The organism is Streptomyces sp. NPDC031365, from assembly GCF_055569765.1.
On record NZ_JBVIIM010000037.1, the window covers coordinates 14858 to 32238 of the forward strand.

19 protein-coding genes are annotated in these 17381 nt (G+C 71.9%); 4 read left to right on the forward strand and 15 right to left on the reverse strand.

Going from position 1 to position 17381, the window contains the following annotated elements; all coding sequences use genetic code 11:
- Positions 1–27: 27 nt before the first annotated feature.
- The 12 genes from hypF to ACZ5C2_RS34530 all read right to left on the reverse strand — a co-directional run bounded on the left by hypF (position 28) and on the right by ACZ5C2_RS34530 (position 12253).
- The gene (gene hypF / locus ACZ5C2_RS34475; protein WP_468800119.1) at positions 28–2412 is read right to left on the reverse strand and encodes a carbamoyltransferase HypF; all 2385 of its coding nucleotides are present in this window, start codon (positions 2410–2412) and stop codon (positions 28–30) included.
- Positions 2409–3104 (reverse strand): hydrogenase nickel incorporation protein HypB, encoded by a 696-nt coding sequence (gene hypB / locus ACZ5C2_RS34480; RefSeq protein WP_468800122.1) that lies wholly within the window; start codon positions 3102–3104, stop codon positions 2409–2411. Before hypB ends, hypF begins: the two co-directional genes overlap by 4 nt.
- A gap of 2 nt (positions 3105–3106) precedes the next feature.
- Positions 3107–3502 carry a hydrogenase maturation nickel metallochaperone HypA/HybF gene (locus tag ACZ5C2_RS34485; RefSeq protein WP_468800124.1) on the reverse strand — a complete coding sequence of 132 codons (396 nt, stop codon included), beginning with the start codon at positions 3500–3502 and terminating at the stop codon, positions 3107–3109.
- Positions 3503–3607: 105 nt separating this feature from the next.
- Positions 3608–3724, reverse strand: coding sequence for a DUF6893 family small protein (locus tag ACZ5C2_RS34490; protein WP_468800126.1), 117 nt, complete (start codon positions 3722–3724; stop codon positions 3608–3610).
- A complete protein-coding gene (locus ACZ5C2_RS34495) occupies positions 3721–4272 on the reverse strand; it encodes a hydrogenase maturation protease (protein ID WP_468800128.1) in 552 nt (183 codons plus the stop codon). The genes ACZ5C2_RS34490 and ACZ5C2_RS34495 overlap by 4 nt, the downstream gene beginning before the upstream one ends.
- Positions 4269–5684, reverse strand: a complete 1416-nt coding sequence (locus ACZ5C2_RS34500; RefSeq protein WP_468800130.1) for a hypothetical protein — start codon at positions 5682–5684, stop codon at positions 4269–4271. Before ACZ5C2_RS34500 ends, ACZ5C2_RS34495 begins: the two co-directional genes overlap by 4 nt.
- Positions 5681–6319: a DUF6084 family protein gene (locus tag ACZ5C2_RS34505; RefSeq protein ID WP_468800131.1), complete on the reverse strand. Its 639-nt coding sequence runs from the start codon at positions 6317–6319 to the stop codon at positions 5681–5683. Before ACZ5C2_RS34505 ends, ACZ5C2_RS34500 begins: the two co-directional genes overlap by 4 nt.
- Positions 6316–6969 carry a DUF5947 family protein gene (locus ACZ5C2_RS34510; RefSeq protein WP_468800133.1) on the reverse strand — a complete coding sequence of 218 codons (654 nt, stop codon included), beginning with the start codon at positions 6967–6969 and terminating at the stop codon, positions 6316–6318. Before ACZ5C2_RS34510 ends, ACZ5C2_RS34505 begins: the two co-directional genes overlap by 4 nt.
- Positions 6966–7550 (reverse strand): hypothetical protein, encoded by a 585-nt coding sequence (locus ACZ5C2_RS34515; RefSeq protein WP_468800135.1) that lies wholly within the window; start codon positions 7548–7550, stop codon positions 6966–6968. The genes ACZ5C2_RS34510 and ACZ5C2_RS34515 overlap by 4 nt, the downstream gene beginning before the upstream one ends.
- A complete protein-coding gene (locus tag ACZ5C2_RS34520; RefSeq protein ID WP_468800137.1) occupies positions 7547–9328 on the reverse strand; it encodes a nickel-dependent hydrogenase large subunit in 1782 nt (593 codons plus the stop codon). The genes ACZ5C2_RS34515 and ACZ5C2_RS34520 overlap by 4 nt, the downstream gene beginning before the upstream one ends.
- Before the next feature lie 73 nt (positions 9329–9401).
- Positions 9402–10490, reverse strand: a complete 1089-nt coding sequence (locus ACZ5C2_RS34525) for an NADH-quinone oxidoreductase subunit B family protein (protein ID WP_468800139.1) — start codon at positions 10488–10490, stop codon at positions 9402–9404.
- Positions 10491–10546: 56 nt separating this feature from the next.
- Complete coding sequence (locus tag ACZ5C2_RS34530; RefSeq protein ID WP_468800141.1) at positions 10547–12253, reverse strand: hydrogenase maturation protein; 1707 nt, start codon at positions 12251–12253, stop codon at positions 10547–10549.
- A 451-nt stretch (positions 12254–12704) separates the two neighbouring features.
- On the opposite strand from ACZ5C2_RS34530, the gene ACZ5C2_RS34535 reads away from it, so the two are divergent.
- Complete coding sequence (locus ACZ5C2_RS34535; RefSeq protein WP_468800143.1) at positions 12705–13091, forward strand: hypothetical protein; 387 nt, start codon at positions 12705–12707, stop codon at positions 13089–13091.
- Positions 13092–13205: 114 nt separating this feature from the next.
- Here the strand turns inward: ACZ5C2_RS34535 and ACZ5C2_RS34540 are convergent, their stop codons facing one another.
- Entirely contained in the window at positions 13206–14684 is a 1479-nt protein-coding gene (locus ACZ5C2_RS34540; protein WP_468800145.1) for a glutamate-cysteine ligase family protein, read from the reverse strand.
- Positions 14685–14767: 83 nt separating this feature from the next.
- Positions 14768–15202 carry an SRPBCC family protein gene (locus ACZ5C2_RS34545; protein ID WP_468800147.1) on the reverse strand — a complete coding sequence of 145 codons (435 nt, stop codon included), beginning with the start codon at positions 15200–15202 and terminating at the stop codon, positions 14768–14770.
- Between the two features lie 129 nt (positions 15203–15331).
- On the opposite strand from ACZ5C2_RS34545, the gene ACZ5C2_RS34550 reads away from it, so the two are divergent.
- Positions 15332–15781, forward strand: coding sequence for a DNA-binding protein (locus tag ACZ5C2_RS34550; RefSeq protein ID WP_468800149.1), 450 nt, complete (start codon positions 15332–15334; stop codon positions 15779–15781).
- Here ACZ5C2_RS34550 and ACZ5C2_RS34555 read toward each other — a convergent pair.
- Complete coding sequence (locus ACZ5C2_RS34555; RefSeq protein WP_468800151.1) at positions 15733–16449, reverse strand: lysophospholipid acyltransferase family protein; 717 nt, start codon at positions 16447–16449, stop codon at positions 15733–15735. The two genes, ACZ5C2_RS34550 and ACZ5C2_RS34555, sit on opposite strands and share 49 nt — an antisense overlap.
- Here ACZ5C2_RS34555 and ACZ5C2_RS34560 point away from each other — a divergent pair.
- Together ACZ5C2_RS34560 and ACZ5C2_RS34565 are read left to right on the forward strand one after the other, a co-directional pair.
- Positions 16342–16959: a DUF2795 domain-containing protein gene (locus ACZ5C2_RS34560; RefSeq protein ID WP_468800153.1), complete on the forward strand. Its 618-nt coding sequence runs from the start codon at positions 16342–16344 to the stop codon at positions 16957–16959. The genes ACZ5C2_RS34555 and ACZ5C2_RS34560 overlap by 108 nt on opposite strands.
- The gene (locus tag ACZ5C2_RS34565; protein WP_468800155.1) at positions 16956–17369 is read left to right on the forward strand and encodes an SRPBCC family protein; all 414 of its coding nucleotides are present in this window, start codon (positions 16956–16958) and stop codon (positions 17367–17369) included. The genes ACZ5C2_RS34560 and ACZ5C2_RS34565 overlap by 4 nt, the downstream gene beginning before the upstream one ends.
- Positions 17370–17381 lie beyond the last annotated feature (12 nt).

A 17381-nucleotide genomic window follows, 5' to 3' on the forward strand; every position in this document is an offset into this window, starting at 1 on the left:
CGTCTCACGCGAAGGCGCCGGCGCCCGTCATCGGGCCGTGGCTCCCTTCCGGGCGGCCACGATCAGCTGCCCGAGTGCCAGCCCGCCGTCGTTCGGCGGGACGCCTTGATGGCGCAGTACGGTGAAACCGGCCGTGCGCAGCTCGCGGGCGCAGGCCGAAGAGAGCAGCGTGTTGGAGAAGACGCCACCGGTCAGGGCCACCGTGCGCAGGCCGGCAGCCTGCCGGGCGGTCAGGCACACGTCCCGCACCAGCCGGGCGACGGCCCGATGAAATCGTGCGGCGATCACCGCCGTGGGCACCTGACGCCGTACGTCCTCCACCACGGCGGTCAGCAGGGGTCCAGGGGCGGCGGTCAACGGGCCCGGGCCTTCCGTGAGACGGAACGCGTAGCGCGGGTCGTGGGGTCCGCCGTCACCGGCCGACACCGCCGCCGCTTCCAGTTCGATCGCGGCCTGCGCCTCGTAGCCCGCGTGGTGGCACACCCCCGCAAGGGAGGAGACCGCGTCGAAGAGCCGGCCCATGCTGGAGGTCGGCACGCAGTTCAGCCCCCGCGCCAACTGGGTGCGCAGCACGTCGAGTTCCTCCGGCGGGCAGGCTGCGGCGCAGGGCAGGTCCGGTCCGGCGGCGATGCCCGCGGCGTGCAGATGCGCCAGCGCCATCCGGTAGGGCCGTCGCACCGCCGCGTCACCACCGGGCAGCGGCACGTAGGGCAGATGCGCGAACCGGTGGAATCCGTCGTAGTCCGCGAGGAGGAACTCACCGCCCCACACGGCACCGTCGTCCCCGTGTCCGGTGCCGTCGAAGGCGACCCCGATCACCCGGCTGCCCGCCGCGACGCCGTGCTCGGCCAGGACGGAGGCGATGTGCGCGTGGTGGTGCTGGACCCGGACGACGGGGCGGCCCCCGGCGTGCCGCCGAGCCCACGACCCCGACCGGTATCCCGGATGTGTGTCGGCGGCCAGCAGCGTCGGCCGCACACCGGTCACCGACTCCAGGTGCCGCTCGGCCCGGCCGAACGACCCCTGCGTGGCGACGTCGTCCATGTCACCGACATGGGCGGACAGCCAGGCCTTGTCGCCCTGCCCGAGACAGAAGACGTTCTTCAGGTCACCGCCGACCGCGAGCGCCGGGACCACCGGAACCGGCAGGGTGACCGGCAGCGGCGCGTAGCCGCGTGAGCGGCGCAGCACCAGCGGATCACCGTCACAGACACGGACGACCGAGTCGTCGCACGGCACATGGACGGGGCGGTCGTGCGTCAGCCATGCGTCGGCCAGCCCGGCCAGCCGCTCCAGGGCCTCTTCGTCGTCCGTCACGATGGGTTCCCCGGACACATTGCCGCTCGTCATCACCAGCAGCCGGGGCGCCCCCTCGGCCGCCAGGAGGAGATGGTGGACCGGCGAGTACGGCAGCATCACCCCGAGGTCGGGGCTGCCCGGCGCGACGGAAGCGGCGGGAACCGGCAACCCCGGGGACGGCCGGACGCCGGTGCGCCGCCGCATCAGGACCACGGGCCGCACCGGCCCCGTGAGCAGTTCACGCTCCACCGGGCCCATGCGCACCAGATGCTCGACGTCCCGCGCGTCCGGGGCCATGAGTGCGAACGGCTTGTCCCCGCGGGCCTTGCGGCGGCGCAGTTCGTCCACCGCCTCCGGACGGGTGGCGTCACAGGCGAGGTGGTAGCCGCCGATGCCCTTCACGGCGAGCACCGCGCCCGCGGCGAGCAGCGAGGCCGCCGCACCGATGGGATCGCCGCCGGCGGCAGGCGACCGGCTGCCGTGTCCGGGACCGGTGACGAGCCGCAGCCGTGGACCACAGGCGGGACAGGCGACGGGCTGCGCGTGGAAGCGGCGGTCGCGGGCGTCGTGGTACTCGCGGGCACAGTCGGGACACAGGGGGAAGCCCGCCATGGTCGTGTGCTCACGGTCGTACGGCAGTCCGGTGATGATGGTGAAGCGAGGCCCGCAGTGCGTACAGGTGATGAAGGGATGGCGGTGGCGCCGGTCGCCGGGGTCGCGCAGTTCCCTCAGACAGTCCCGGCAGGTCGCGGTGTCGGGGGCCACGAGCGTGCGCACGGGACCGCCGGCCCGGGACGCGACGATGCCGAATCCGCTCGCCCCCGTCACCGGCAGCTCGGCCGTCTCCACCGACTCCACCACCGCGAGCGGCGGCGCGTCGGGCACGAGCCGCGCACAGAAGTGGTCGACGGCGAGGGACGCGCCCTCGACCTCCACCACCACGCCGTCACCGGTGTTCGTCACATGCCCCGCCAGCCGGAGGCCGGTGGCGAGCCCGTACACGAACGGCCGGAAGCCCACCCCCTGCACGACACCCCGTACGACGACCCGGGCACGCCGCACGGGGCCGGTCTCCGGCGTGGGTGCGGGGCGGACTCCGGGAGCGGTGCTCACGTCCGGGCCCGCGCCATCACCGGCGCGTGGACTGTCTCCCCGTCGGCCGCCGCGAGCGCCCGGTCCACCAGGACCCCGGCGCCCTCGCCGGTCCGTACGGAGGTGAGCACCACACCGACGCCCGGGTTGACCCGCTCCACATGGGCGCGGAAGGCGTCCTCGTCGAAGGCGGCCGGACCGGCCAGGTCGGACTTGGTGACGATCACCAGCTGAGCCAGCCCGAACGCGGTGGGGTACTTGAGCGGCTTGTCCTCGCCCTCGGTGACGGACGCCAGGACGACCCGCAGGGACTCGCCCAGGTCGTAGGAGGCGGGGCACACGAGGTTGCCCACGTTCTCCACGAAGAGCAGCCGGGTGGCGTCGGGCAGCCAGTCGTGCAGATGCCCGGCGAGCATGTCCGCCTCCAGGTGGCACAGACCGTCGGTGAGCACCTGCTTGACCGGTACGCCCGAACGGGCCAGCCGGGTGGCGTCGTTCTCGGTGGCGAGGTCAGCGGTGAGGGCAGCGGTCCTGATGCCGCGCTCCCGGGCCAGCAGCAGCTCGCGCTCCAGCAGGGCCGTCTTGCCGCTGCCGGGGCTGGACAGGAGGTTGACGACCGTCGTGCCCCGGGCGGTGAGTTCGGTACGCAGGATGCGTGCCGCCATCGTGTTCTTGGCGAGCACGGCCTGCCGGAGGTCGACTGTGCGGCACATCGTCAGCTCTCCTCTGATGGCGATGCCGGTGCGAGACCGGCTGGGGTGGGAGCCGCGGACCAGTGCACCTCGGTGATCCTCAGTTCGCGGCCCGAGAGCAGTTCGGTGGCGCCGGCGCGGCAGGCGGCGCAGATCATGTCCGGCGGCATCCCCGTGTCCCAGCTGCGCCCGCACGGGGCACAGGAGGCCCGCCCCGGAACGGACCGGGTGACCAGCTCGGCACCCTCCAGCCGTGTCCCGGCGCAGGCGAGCCCGAAGCAGAAGGCGAGCGCGTCGGGGACCACTCCGGCCAGCTCGCCGATCTCGACGTCGACACGGCGCACTCCGTGCGCACCCCCAGATCGTGCCGCCTGCTCGATCTGGTCCACGACCGACAGGGCGACGGACATCTCGTGCATCGCCGCTCCGTCCTGCGCCGGGGGTGGGGGACCGCTGCCCATTAGAGGCACGGCCGGCGCGGCCGGCGGCCCGGCGCGCCGGGACCGTAGCTCGTTCGGCGGGTGTCACATCCTGCGGATGCGGAGGTAACGACGCACGTCCGGCCAGAGGCTCGCGGTGATCGCCGCCAGTGCGGTCGCGGTGACGACGGCTGCGACACCGCCGATGAGACGTTTGCTCATGGTGCTCTCCGAAGGGGTGGAAGGGGGGCGTACTCGGATCGGACACCGGCTTCCTCGCCGACCAGCCCGACGACCAGGCGCACGGCCTCGGGCACCGCGGCGGCGACGTGCGGGCTGAGGCCGATGCCCTCCTCGACGGTGCCCGGCTCGCACCCCACCACCAGCGTGCGCCGCGGTGGCACCGCGCCGGTGCCCGCGCACAGGGTGTCGAGCAGCGCGAGCACCGTGTCGGGTGACATGTGGTGGCCGTCCGGGGCGACACCCTCCGGTGCCTGCCGGCCGGCGGAATCCGCGGCGTCGATCACGTACAGGGTTCCCGGCTCTCCGCCCCGCGCTGTCGCGTCGAGCACGATCAGGGTGTCGTAGCCGTCGAGGAGCCGGTAGGCCAGATGGATACCGCGGATGCCGATGTCGGCGACCTCGACGCCCTCCGGCAGCGGCCCGCCGGCCAGAACCCGGGCGGCTTCGACACCGAAGCCGTCGTCGCCGAGGAAGATGTTGCCGACCCCGGCGACCAGGATGCGTGGATGTGCGCTTCCGCTGGTCAAGGCGTCTCCACGTCGATCTCGTCGGGCTGGAAGTACAGATACCGGCCCTGTTCGCGGCGGATGTCGGCGCCCGGATCGTCCTCGACGGTGACCGCGATGTGCACGCCCCCGTCGACATCGTGCAGAACCGCCTCGACCACGGCGCACCGCCCGTCGAGGAACAGGTCCTGGGCGTCGGTGTGCCGCAGCCGGGGGCGCAGTACGACACGGCTGCCCGCCCGCACCTCCCGCCCGTCGACCTGTACGTGGTCGTGAGCCGGGTCCACCGAGGCATCCGCGCCCGGATCCCACCAGGGGACGTCCGGCCGGGCGATACCGCCGTCCGCGTCGGCGAACACCGGTGTGCGCAGGGTGGGAGCGGTGACCTCGCGCAGGCCGCGCACCGCGCCGTGCAGCCGCTCCAGCACTTCCGCCGACATCGACTCGGTGAGGTCGATCACCGCCGCCGCGCGATCGTCCGTACCCCTGGCCTCGCGCTTCTCCTCGTCGGTGAGGGCCGCGGTGCGCAGGGCGAGGATCTCGTCGATCTCCGTGGCGTCGTACAGGGCGCCCGGGCTCTCCGGGGCGATGGCCGGGTGGTCCTCCAGGATGATCGGGGAGGAGAGCACCAGGTCGCGGGAGCCGGGTTCACCGGCCTGCACGGGCCAGGTGTGCAGGTTGCGGCAGGCCGCCGCCGCGCCCCTGGCCCACTCCGGGGGATCCGTCAGCGACAGGAAGTACCCGGCGTCCAGATGCAGCAGTGTGTGAGTGGCGACCAGGGAGCGGGACAGCGCCGCGTCACGTCCGGCGCCCTCGTCGGGCAGCCACTCGCCGGTGTTCTCGACGACCACACGCAGCCGCTGGGCCGCGTACGGGCCGTCCAGCGGGCCGGCCGACAGCCGCAGGGCGCCGCCGACCACCTCACGGCGCCGCACGAGGCGTCCCACGACCGCCCCGTTCGCGTCGGTGACCGGTTCGCTCTCCTCGCCCGCCTGCCGGTCGAAGGGGATCACAATGCCCGCGCCCGCCAGGTCCCCGACGGGAACGGTGACACGGACGCGTTCCTCCCGGCCCTCGTCCCACGGGACCACCACCCGGTCCTCCAGGCGGAGTTCGCCCACGGTCTCGAAACGGCCGTCCGGCAGGGCCCGCTGGACCGTGCGCCGCTGGGCGTGCAGGAAGCGCACCTCGACCGAGAGGACGGCACCCCGGCGGGGCTCCATCAGCAGCTCGGTGTGCTGGAAATCGTGCTCCGCGGCCGCCGCCGTCCAGGACGGGGGCACCAGCACCCCGAACTGCCAGCGCAGCCGGTTCTTGGCGGCCGACGCACGGTACGGGTAGAGCACGTAGCCCTCGAACAGCACGGCGTCGGCGACCTGGCGTGCCACGGCCAGCCGCGCCTCGGCCGCCGGGGTGAACGTCGTCGTGGTCATGGTGTCCTCTCACCCGCCGCTTCCAGCAGTCCCTCGACGGCCGCCTGCCAGGAGGGCAGGGCCTGCCGCGACCTGTACGCGAGCAGCGCGTCCATCGTGTCCCTGGGCAGCCTGACCCAGCCCGAGCCCGGGAAGTGCTGGTCGACCATCTCCCGCCAGGTCTTCACCGGCATCCGGAACACGGCCTCCCGGTCCCAGGGAACGGGCTCGACCCGGAAGCCGCCGGTTCCGGTGAAGGCGGTACCGGAGAACAGCAGGCGCAGCGGCACCTCACCGTCCGCGAGGGCGTGGAAGTAGCGGGAGGAGGCGATGTCCATGTCGTAGGTGCAGGGCACCACCACATTGGTCTCCGTCTCCCCGGCGAACCCCTGGACCATCACCGGGACCTGGGCGAACTCCAGCGGGTTGAGGCTGCTGCCCCACCGGGACCGCTCACCGAACAGATCGGCCAGGGCGGCGGCCTCGGTGTCGTCGTAGCCCCGGCGTGCGGGCTCGATCCGGATCTGGCAGCGCAGCGCCAGCGCGTGCACCCGGGTTCCGGGAGAGGCGGTGACCCGCAGACGGAAGACCAGCGTCGGACCCACGGCGTGCGGGTCCGCGCGCACCCCCGTGCACGTGAAGCCGAATTCGGTCACGACGCGCTCCCCCGGGGAACACGGGCCCGTTCGCGCACATGGCCGAAGAACTCCTCGAGGTCGGCACGCGCCTCGGCGCCCCCGTCGAAGCCCTGCCACCGCAGCCGCATGCGGCCCACCAGTTCGTAGCAGATGTCGATCGGCACCAGATGACACTCCACCTGCCCCTGGTGACGGCGCAGCAGCAGCGCCTCCACGTCGGCTTCGAGGAGCCCGGCCAGGACGGAGGCGTCCAGGACGGACTGCCAGGCCTCGGGCTCCAGTTCACTCTCGGTGGCCCCGGCGGGGCTCGGATAGAGAGCGACCGGCCGGTCGAGCGCGGAGTTGTGGAAGAAGAAGGCGACGCCCACGGGGATGCGCAGCCGCTCCCAGGCACCCTCGTCCAGAGCATGCCCCGGGTCGCTCAGGTAACGGCCGGGAACCGTGCGGAACCGGCTCTCGGAGGTGCCGGGCCGGTCCAGCAACTGGGCGCAGGGGTCGCAGGCGCAGGCCAGGGACCGGTTCTCGGTGTCGACGAGGTGCCGGTGACCGGGGTCCGGCAGCGCGGCGGAGCACAGCTCGCAGCGTTCCTCGCGGGGCTGTCGTGGCCCGGTGAACCGGAACAGGCCCCGGCGCCGCCGCGTGTCCGGTCCGGGCGGAGAGGCGCTCACGGCGCCGTGGTGGCCGGTGGACGGCCGCTCGGCCCGGACGGGGACGCGCCGGGCGGTCCGGCGCCGATCTGGAGCAGCACCGGCTCGGGCGCAGGGTCCGGCTCCAGCGTCACCGCCGTCACCTCCGGCGCGGCACACGCGAGAGCGTCCCGGGCCGCCTGCTCGACGGCGTCCCGGGAACCACCGCAGCCGCAGCCGCCCGAGTCGGTCAGCCGCAGTCGCAACTCGCCCGTGGCCGGGTCGAATCCGGCATTCTTCACGGCGTGCGGGAGAGCGCCGAGGGCCCTGCCGATCCGGGTCGGCGCGTCGTCGGGATGCAGTCCGTGCAACACCAGCAGGCTCGCCACGAGTTCGTCACGGAGCAGGGCGTCCACGGCCTGGTGGGCGGGTCGTTCCGGGTTCCGGCCGAGCAGTTCCATGGCCCGCGCGAACCCGGCGCCGTAGAACTCCATGAGCCCGCGCACGAGTTCCTCGGCGGCCTCGCAGGCCGCGCGGTCGCCGGTGGAGGCGAGCCGGTCGAGGACCTCCTCCACCACCCGCCCCGCCGTCTCCGCGTCCGGACACGCGTCCGTGCGGCTCATCCGGCCAGTCCGCTCAGTCCGGTGGGGACGTGCATCGACTTCACCGTCCGGCCGTCGCCGACGTACATGTGGACGCCGCACGGCAGACACGGGTCGAAGCTGCGCACGGCGCGCATGATGTCGATGCCCTTGAAGTTCTCCGGGGAGTTCTCCTCGAAGATCGGCGTGTTCTGCACCGCGTCCTCGTAGGGGCCCGGAGTGCCGTAGGTGTCGCGGGTCGAGGCGTTCCACGGGGTCGGCGGGTACGGGTGGTAGTTGGCGATCTTGCCGTCCCGGATGACCATGTGGTGTGAGAGGACACCGCGCACCGCCTCGGTGAAACCCACGCCGATGGACTCGTCCGGCACCTCGAACCTCTCCCACGTCTGGGTACGTCCGGCGCGCACCTCCTCGAGGCCCTTCTCCGCGCTGTGCAGGGCCACGGCCGCGGCGTACGCCTGGAAGTAGGTGCGGGCGCGGTTGCGTTCCAGCGCGTTGGACCACTGCGGGATCCTCCACTCGAAGGTGGTCTCGGGCTTGGTGAGCGTGCGCGGCAGGTTGATGACGACGCTGTGCCCGGTCGCCTTGACGTACCCGATGTCCACGAGCCCGGACAGCGCGGTGGACCACAGGCGGGCGAGGGGGCCACCGCCGGTGTCGAGCGGCAAGTGGTCCTCGCCGTCGTACCAGCGCGGTGACATCACCCAGCTGTACTTGTCGTCGAAGTTCCGTTTCTGCGGTGCGGGGATCGTGTGCTGGTTCCACGGATGACGCGGGTCGACCGGGTTGCCGAGCGGGTCATGGGTGACGAACTGCTCCTGGCCCTCCCAGTCCTCGTAGTAGGAGCTGCCCAGCAGGATGCGGATGCCGAGGTTGATCTCGGTGAGGTCGTTGGTGACCAGCTTGCCGTCCACGATCACACCGGGGGTGACGAGCATGCGCCGTCCCCAGTCGGTCATGTTGGCGTAGGTGAAGTCGCAGTACTCGGGGTCGTTGAACGCGCCCCAGCAGCCCAGCAGTACGCGCCGGCGACCGACCTCCTCGTAGCCGGGCAGGGCCTCGTAGAAGAAGTCGAACAGGTCGTCGTGGAGCGGCACGACCCGCTTCATGAACTCGCAGTAGCGCATGAGGCGGGTCATGTAGTCCGTGAAGAGCTGCACCGAGCCGATGGTGCCGACGCCGCCCGGGTACAGGGTGGAGGGGTGCACATGGCGGCCCTCCATCAGACAGAACATCTCCCGGGTGTACCGGCTGACCTGGAGCGCCTCCCGGTAGAACTCGCCCTCCAGCGGGTTGAGCGAGCGCATGATGTCGGCGATGGTGCGGTAGCCGTGGTCGGCGGCGTGCGGGGCCTCGGTGCGTTCGGCGAGTTCGAGGACACCCGGGTTGGTCTCGCGGACCATCTTCTCGCAGTAGTCGACCCCCACCAGGTTCTCCTGGAAGATGTTGTGGTCGAACATGAACTCCGCGGACTCACCACAGTTGATGATCCACTCGCCGAGATGGGGCGGCTTCACGCCGTACGCCATGTTCTGCGCGTACACCGAGCAGGTGGCGTGGTTGTCACCGCAGATGCCGCAGATGCGGCTGGTGATGAAGTGCGCGTCGCGCGGGTCCTTGCCCCGCATGAAGAGGCTGTAGCCGCGGAAGACCGACGAGGTGCTGTAGCACTCGGCGACCCGCTTCTGCTTGAAGTCGATCTTCGTGTGGATGCCGAGGCTGCCCACGATCCGGGTGATCGGGTCCCATGCCATCTCCACCAGGCCGGTACCGTCACCGGTCGTCGTCGAGGTCGCCATTGTATCTGTGCTGCCCTTCGGTTGTTCGGGTCGGTGAGCGGGTCGGCGGATCAGCGGGGCAGGAGGGAGCCGGTCACCAGGGCGGCCGGTAGCCGGTGGTGAGTTCCCGGCCGGTGCGGCGCCACTTGGGCTCCTTGTCCACGGTCTGCATGGTGATGGTCCGCAGCTTGCGCACCACCGTTCCGTAGGCGCCGCTGGCCGCGCTGGAGAGCCGAGCGCCGGGGGGTTCGTCCATGAACGGCATGAACTTGTCGGGGAAGCCCGGCATGGTGCAGGCGATGCAGATGCCGCCGACGTTCGGACAGCCGCCGATGCCGTTCATCCAGCCGCGCTTGGGCACGTTGCACTTCACCACGGGTCCCCAGCAGCCGATCTTCACCAGGCACTGCGGGGAGTCGTACGAGGTGGCGAACTGGCCCTGCTCGTAGTAGCCGGCCCGGTCGCAGCCCTCGTGCACGGTGGCCCCGAACAGCCAGGTGGGGCGGAGCTTGTCGTCCAGCGGAATCATCGGCGCGGAGCCCGCTGCCTGGTAGAGCAGATAGGTGAGGGTCTCGGCGAAGTTGTCGGGTTGAATGGGGCAGCCCGGAACACAGACGATCGGGATGCCGGCCTGTGACGTCCAGTCCCAGCCCAGGTAGTCCGGCACACCCATCGCGCCGGTCGGGTTGCCGGCCATGGCGTGGATGCCGCCGTAGGTCGCGCAGGTGCCGATGGCCACGACGGCGAGGGCCTTGGGGGCGAGCCGGTCGATCCACTCGCTGGTGGTGATGGGCTGTCCGGTCTCCGGGTTGTCCCCGAAGCCGGACCAGTAGCCCTCCCGTTTGATCGCCTCGTTCGGCACGGACCCCTCGATCACCAGGACGAACGGATCGATCTCGCCGCGCTCACCCTTGAAGAACCACTCGATGAAGGTGTCGGAGCCCCCGACCGGCCCGCACTCGAAGTCGATGAGCGGCCAGTGCACGGCGATCTTGGGCAGTCCCGGCAGTCCGCCGAGCGCGATCTCCTCGATGCTGGGCTGCATGGCTGCCGTCAGGGCGACCGAGTCGCCGTCGCAGCTCAGCCCGGCGTTGATCCAGAGGATGTGGATCGGCTTGTCGTCCGTGCCGACGGCGCCGGAGGTCTCCGGCTCGGCGTTCGCGGCCGGGGGGCTTGCGTTCATCAGGGCCTCCTGGGGAGGGATGCGGCGGAGCCGGTGTCTCGGTCGGTGTGCGTGGCTCAAGCGTCGGCCACACCGGCCGGTACCGCAGGCGGTACCGTCGGCGGTTCCTTGCGTACGAACGCCCGGCGGAGCGCGTGGTAGGGCGCGGTCGGGTCGAAGAAGATTGTGTGCATGTGCGCGAGTTCCCGCTCGCGCACCGCCGCCAGCGGTGTGACGGCCTCCCGGCGCTCGTGCTCGGCCTTCTTCGCGACGAGCTGTGACTGTGCGCCGGAAGATTCCGCCCAGCGCTGTGCCAGCCGGGTGACCTCGGCACGGAAGCGGGCGGGAGCGCACTCGATCACCCGGTCGGCCAGGCCGATGTCCCGCGCCTGCCCGGTACCGACGGCAAGCGCCTCCCGGGTGAGCCGCTCCGCCGCCGCGGCGCCCACCCGCCGCGGCAGGCTGTAGGTCCAGTACTCGGAGCCGTACAGGCCCATGAGGCGGTAGTGCGGGTTGAGTAGGGAGCCGGAGCGGCACCAGACCTCGTCGGCGGCCAGGGCCAGCATGACGCCGCCCGCTGCCGCGTTGCCGCCGATCGCGGCGACGACGAGACGGTCGGTGGTGGTCAGGACGGCCTCGACGAGGTCGTTCATGGCATTGATGTTGGCCCAGGACTCCGCCGCCGCGTCCGGTGCCGCCTCAATGACGCCGAGGTGGATGCCGTTGGAGAAGAAGTCGCGGGTGCCACCGAGGACCAGGACGGACGTCGGCCGCTCGCAGGCCGCCCGGTAGGCGTCCAGCAGCCGCCGGCAGTGGTCGGTGGACATCGCGCCGCCGGGGAAGGAGAACGACAGCATCCCCACGGGGCCGTGCTCCCGGTACCGGATGTCCGACCAGGGAGCGTCGTCGCCGGCGGGACACAGCGGCGGCGCCGACAACTGCGCGACCTGCGGCAGCCGTTCCCCGAGGGCGAGCACGGCGGGCAGCTTGCAGGCGCGCGGGGCGCCGGGGCCGGTACGGGCCCGCAGCTCGGGAATCCACACCGCGCCGTCGGTGGTGGCCCGGCAGATGGCCCCCGCCCGGGTGGCCAGCAGTTCGCCGGGGCGTCCGCGCAGGTGGAACTCGGGATGGCCGCCGTGCAGGAACCACTCCTCTCCGAGCAGTTCGTCCCGGACGCCGGGCTGGGAGTCGGCGGCGCGCAGTTTGCGCAGCACCGTCGCGGTGGAATCGTCGGTCCACGCGATACGGCGGGTCTGCTGCCGCATCGGTGGGCGGGTCCGGGCGCCCGGCACGGCCGGCAGGGTGCTCTGTCCGGCGGGGGAGTGGCGGCCGGAGGCGAACCGCTCGACGGCGGCCAGTACGGCGTCGCAGGCCGCGTCGGCCAGCTCGCCCCGGTACAGATCGCTCTTGCCGGCCCGTGGCACGGGGAACGCAGCCGTGGCCCACACGGGCCCCGCGTCCATCTCCTCCTCGGCCTGCAGAACGGTGACTCCCCACTCGGTGGCGCCCTCGTGGATCGCCCAGTCCAGCGAGGACGGACCGCGGTCGCCGACGGGGCCCGGGTGCACGATCAGACACGTCCGGACCGTCCACACCTCGCGGGGGACGACCGTCTTGAGCATCGGGGCCACGATCAGCTCGGGATCGTGGCGGTCCACGGCGCGGACCACGTCATGGCTTGTGGGCGTCACCTCGACGGCGACGGTGTGCCCGCGGCCCCGCAACTCCGCGTGGACCCGCTGCGTGAGGCTGTTGTAGGCACTGGCGATGAGCAGGACGCGCATGACGGCGGCCTTTCCGGGGTGTGGCGGCCGTCGGCGAGAGGCGGCCCGGCTGTCTGCGATGGTCGGTCATACCGGGCCGGGAGCTTCGGCATGAATCCCCCTCCTCACCCGCGCGAGTGACGGTTCCGGCCACTTGGCAGGACGCCGGTGACGGCCATGGCAGCCGTCGCCCGGGCTGGCCCTTGGGACGGGTGGGCTCGCACGCTGATGTGTCGTGTACTCGCCGGAACTCCATGGCATTGGTCACGATGAGTAGCTGATCCAGTAGCGATTCCGAGGCCGGGTGAGCCAACTGGCGATAGTGGAATACGCGAGCCCACCAGGACCGAGGGTCAGGCACGGCGGTCTCGACGTGACCCGATATGCCCTGGATCGGGATGAGTGGGACGCTTTTACTGCCGGGGTGTCGAGGAATAGCGCCCCCTACACGAGCGGACAGGTGGGCGGACGCATGGCCGAGGAACGCAAGTCGTCGAAACCGTCACGGGGCCGCGGGCCCGGTCGCCACCAGGGGACCCAACACCACGGCTGGTCGCCCGACGTCGACGAGACACGGCAGGAGGAGAACCCGAGCGCCCGCCGCTCCTTCCACGCGGAGGAACACGCACCCTCGCACGGAGCGGGCCGCAAGCACGTCGAGGAGGAGCGCACGTCCGTCCCGGGCGATGTCGTGCGCAGCGACGCCAAGCGCGGCGAGGAGTACGCGGACCGGGACGAGGAAGGCAGGCGGGACACGGGACGCAGGGGCCGCTCCGCGCGCCCCAGCGGCACGAAGGACGAATCCGCCTTCACCGGCGTCGACCCCGACGACTCCGGGACCGGACGCCGGCCGGGCTGACGAACGAACCGAGCGAGGAGCCCGGCAGCCGGGCCCCTCACGGGATCGTGACACGGCCGGGTTCCCTGCCGGGCTTGCGTCACTGCGTGGCCGGGCTCCTCACCCCTCCCCGCGTCACTCCACGGGCCAGGTGTGGACCGGGGCGTTGAGGTGCATGTAGTCGATGTACTGCTGCGTCATGCGCCGCAGTGCCTCATGGCGGCCGCAGTGCGCGGTGGCGTCGATGTGATGGAACATCTCCTTCTGCCACACCGCCCCGTTGCGCCCCGCCACACACCGCTGCTCGATGATCCCCAGCAGCGGCTCCCGCCAGGCCTCGTCCATCCCGGAGCGCTCCAGCCCGCGGTGCGCCAGCGGCAGCAGCCGCCGCAGCACGAGTTCGGCCGCCGGTACCTCACCCATCCCGGGCCAGTACAGCCGGGCGTCGATGCCGTGCCGCGCCGCCGTCCGCAGATTGTCCTCGGCGGCCGAGAAGGACATCCGTGACCACACCGGCCGCTCCTCCTCCACCAGGGCACGGGTGAGCCCGTAGTAGAAGGCGCCGTTGGCGAGCGTGTCCGCGACGGTCGGGCCGGCGGGCAGCACCCGGTTCTCCACCCGCACATGGGGTTTGTCGTGGGCCACGGCGTACACCGGACGGTTCCAGCGGTAGATGGTGCCGTTGTGCAGGGTCAGCTCGGCGAGTTCGGGGATGTCACCGCGCGTCAGCGTTTCCGCGGGGTCCTCCTCGTCGCACAGGGGGAGCAGGGCCGGGAAGTAGCGCAGGTTCTCCTCGAAGAGGTCGAAGACGCTGGTGATCCACCGCTCCCCGAACCACACCCGGGGCCGCACCCCCTGCGCCTTGATCTCCTCGGGGCGGGTGTCGGTGGCCTGCTCGAACAGTGGCACACGCGTCTCGTGCCACAGCTCCTTCCCGAACAGGAAGGGGGAGTTTGCCGCGAGCGCGACCTGGACGCCGGCGATCGCCTGCGCCGCGTTCCAGTAGTCGGCGAACTGCTCCGGGGAGACCTGGAGATGGAACTGCGTACTGGTGCACGCGGCCTCCGGAGTGATGGTGTCCGCGTAGGTCCGCAGCCGGTCGATACCCGTCACCTCGATCTGCAGATCCTCGCCGCGCGCCGCGAAGATCTGGTCGTTGAGCAGCCGGTAGCGCGGGTTCTCCGACAGCGCGCCCTCGCCGACGTCCCCCTGCCGCAGGGTGGGCAGGATACCCGTCATGATCAGATGTGCGCCGATGGACCGTGCGCGCTGATCCGCGTGGTTCAGTGCCGCGCGGATCTCGGACTCCCAGGCGTCGGGGCCGCCCGCCGTGAGCCGGCGGGGCGCGACGTTGATCTCGAGGTTGAACCGTCCCAGCTCCGTGTCCCACGCCGGGTCCGCGATCGCCTCCAGCACGTCGGTGTTGCGCATCGCGGGCTCGGCCCGGTCGTCGACCAGGTTCAGCTCGATCTCCAGGCCCACCTGGGGCCGCTCGGCCTCGAAGCGCGACTCGCGCAGCATCTGCGCGAGCGCGTCGAGGCAGTCCTGCATCTTGATCCGGTAGCGGCGGCGGTCCTCGCGGGTGAAGGTGAGCGCCGGGACGTCGCGTCCCATCGGTCTCCCTCCAGGGTGCTCGTCCTCGGAACCTGTCCACCCCAGCGTCGCAGAGGCGTGCGGGTTGGACCACGCGAAGCCGTTCAGCCGCTCGAACCGCCGGCCACGAAGTCGGCCAGGCTGTCGAGGAGCATGGTGCTGCCCTGCTCGGCCGTGTCGCGTTCCTCCGCCGTGTCGCACGACTGACGGATCACGATCCGCGTTCGCGGGCCGTCCTCGTCCAGCCCCACGCTCATCGCCGAGGGCGCGGGCTTCCCGGGGACGTCCATCCCCACCACCAGCAGGCGGTTCTCGTCGACGTCGAGGTAGGTACCGGTCATGGGGAACTCCCCGCCGTCCGGGGTGACCACGGTGGCCTTCCAGGCGCCGCCCGGCCGAACGTCCATCTCGACCGAGCCGGGCGCGCAGTACGCCCATCGGGCGTACTGGCCGGGGGTGGTCCATGCCTGCCACACCTTGTCCGCCGGGGCGTCCAGGGTGCGGGTGAGGGTGTAGGAGAAGCCGGTTTTGGTGCTCATGGTGTCGTTCCCTGTCTCGTGTCCCGGTGAGGTCTGTCGCAGGGTGGACGGTCCTGGGCGCGCGAACTCATCGCCACGGCGGAGGTGTATTTCGTTGACAACAAATTGTTCACCCATGATGATCGTGCCATGCCTCCGACCCCCGAACAACCGCCCAACGACCCCTTCACCCCTCCGAGTTCCGGCGCGGCACGCGCGCAACGGGTGCACGCGTCCTTGTTCCGCATCGCCGAACGGCACGCCGCCACGGACGGACAGCGCCGCCGGCAGACCCATCCCGGCGTGATCAGCCCGCATGAGGCGGTCAGGCTGGTGTCGTTCCTGCTCAGCGGCGCGGCGCTGCCCGAGGACGGCGAACCCGAGGTGGACCGCGCGGACATCACCGCCGCGCTGAGCCTCCTGCCGCGCGCCCGCGCCGAGATGGACGAGCTCGAGGCGGGTCTGCTGCAGATGGCACGGGGACGCGGCATGACCTGGCCGGAGATCGCCTTCGGCCTCGGCCTGCGCAGCCCGCAGGCCGCCAGACAGCGCTACGAACGCCTGGCCGACCGCACCGACAACGACCCCGACGACGAGTAGCCGTCGGGCAAGCCGTGGTGGGCCGGCTCGCCCACGGCCCCGGCGGCCTGCCGCCAGGCCGCGCTGACCGCCCGGTGTGCCACTGCCGTGCCGGCCGACACCCCGGACGGCAGACGCACCGGCCGGCCGATGTGCACGTGGAACCGCGGTCGGCGTACCGGGGCGGTGAGAACACCGGCCAGTTGCTTCGCGGCGGGCCCGGAGGCGAGCCTCCGGGCCCCCGCCTGGCCCACGGGGACGACCGCCGCGCCCGTGGCGGCCGATAGCCGGGCCAGACCGGTACGGAAGAACCGGGGCGCGGTACACGCCGCGTCCTCACGCTGGGGCAGACCACCTTCCGCGTAGATGAGCACATGGCGTCCCGACCGCACCGCCTCCGCCGCGGCCTCCAGCGCGTCCGCCGCGCGGGCGGTCCCCCGGTGGACCGGGACATGGCCCCCCTTGGCCAGGGCGCTCCCCAGCACCGGCACGCGCCACAGCCCCGCCGTCGCCAGGACGACCGGTGTCACACCCACCCGGCGCAGGGCGGCCAGCACGAGGGCGGGATCGGCCACCGAGTCGTGGTTGGCGGCGAAGACGCTGGCCGGGGCGAAGGGCCCGTCGGTTTCGCGGGTTACGGTGAGCCGCCCGAACATCGGCAGCAGGACGGAGGCGGCGCGGCTGAGCACGGCAGTGCCTTTCGACGGACGGAAATCCTGCCCGTCAGCTTCGGGTACGACCCGTCCCCGGCGCCTGAGTACGCGTACCCGGACCGACGGTGCCGCCTACTCGGCTACCGCCGGGAGCCGCTGCGGCGAATCGCCCCCCGGTGCCCTGGGTACCCGCCACGCCCTCGCGCGGATCCGCCGCGCCGCAACCCGCGGGAGGCCGACGCGGCCGAGTTCAACCCGGTCGACCTGCAGAAGGCCCTGAAGGGCGCCGACCACCCCGCCGGCCGTGACGACCTGGTCGCGCTGGCGAAGAGCAACGGTGCGGACAGCGCCTTGCTCCAGAAGCTGACGCAGAGCGGGAACAAGCGGTTCGACGGGCCCAACGAGGCGCAGAAGGCGGTTTTCGACAACGCCAAGCCAGCGCCACGGCCCGGGGCTGCCGTCGCCCGTGACGGCCGCGAGGGCTGCCCCGCCTCTCACGCACACGTCCGCCGCACGACCCGAACCGAAAGGCGGTACCGGCGATGACCGAGTACGAACGTTCCCGCACGATGCCCGCACAGCCCGAGCAGGTCTTCGACCAGGCGGCGAACATCGACCAGATGAGTGACTGGCTGCCCGAGGCGCTGCATGTGCACGCCGAGGAACCGCCCGCCGTCACCGTGCACGAGGACCGCACCGACGAGGACACCTCCGCCCTGCTGCGGGCCGAACGGGATCAGATGCGGATCGAATGGGGCACGCGTGACCGCGGCAGCTACAGTGGCTGGCTCCAGGTCGCCGGCATCGACAGCGGAGCGAGCGAGGTCACGGTCCACCTCTCCTTCTTCGACGCCAGCCACGACCCCGGTGAGACGCAGGTGAGCGACGCCCTGGATACGAGCCTGCGGCGCCTGGCGGAGCAGGTACGGCTGCGGGTCGACACCGCGGCCGGCTGACCGTCGCCGCGG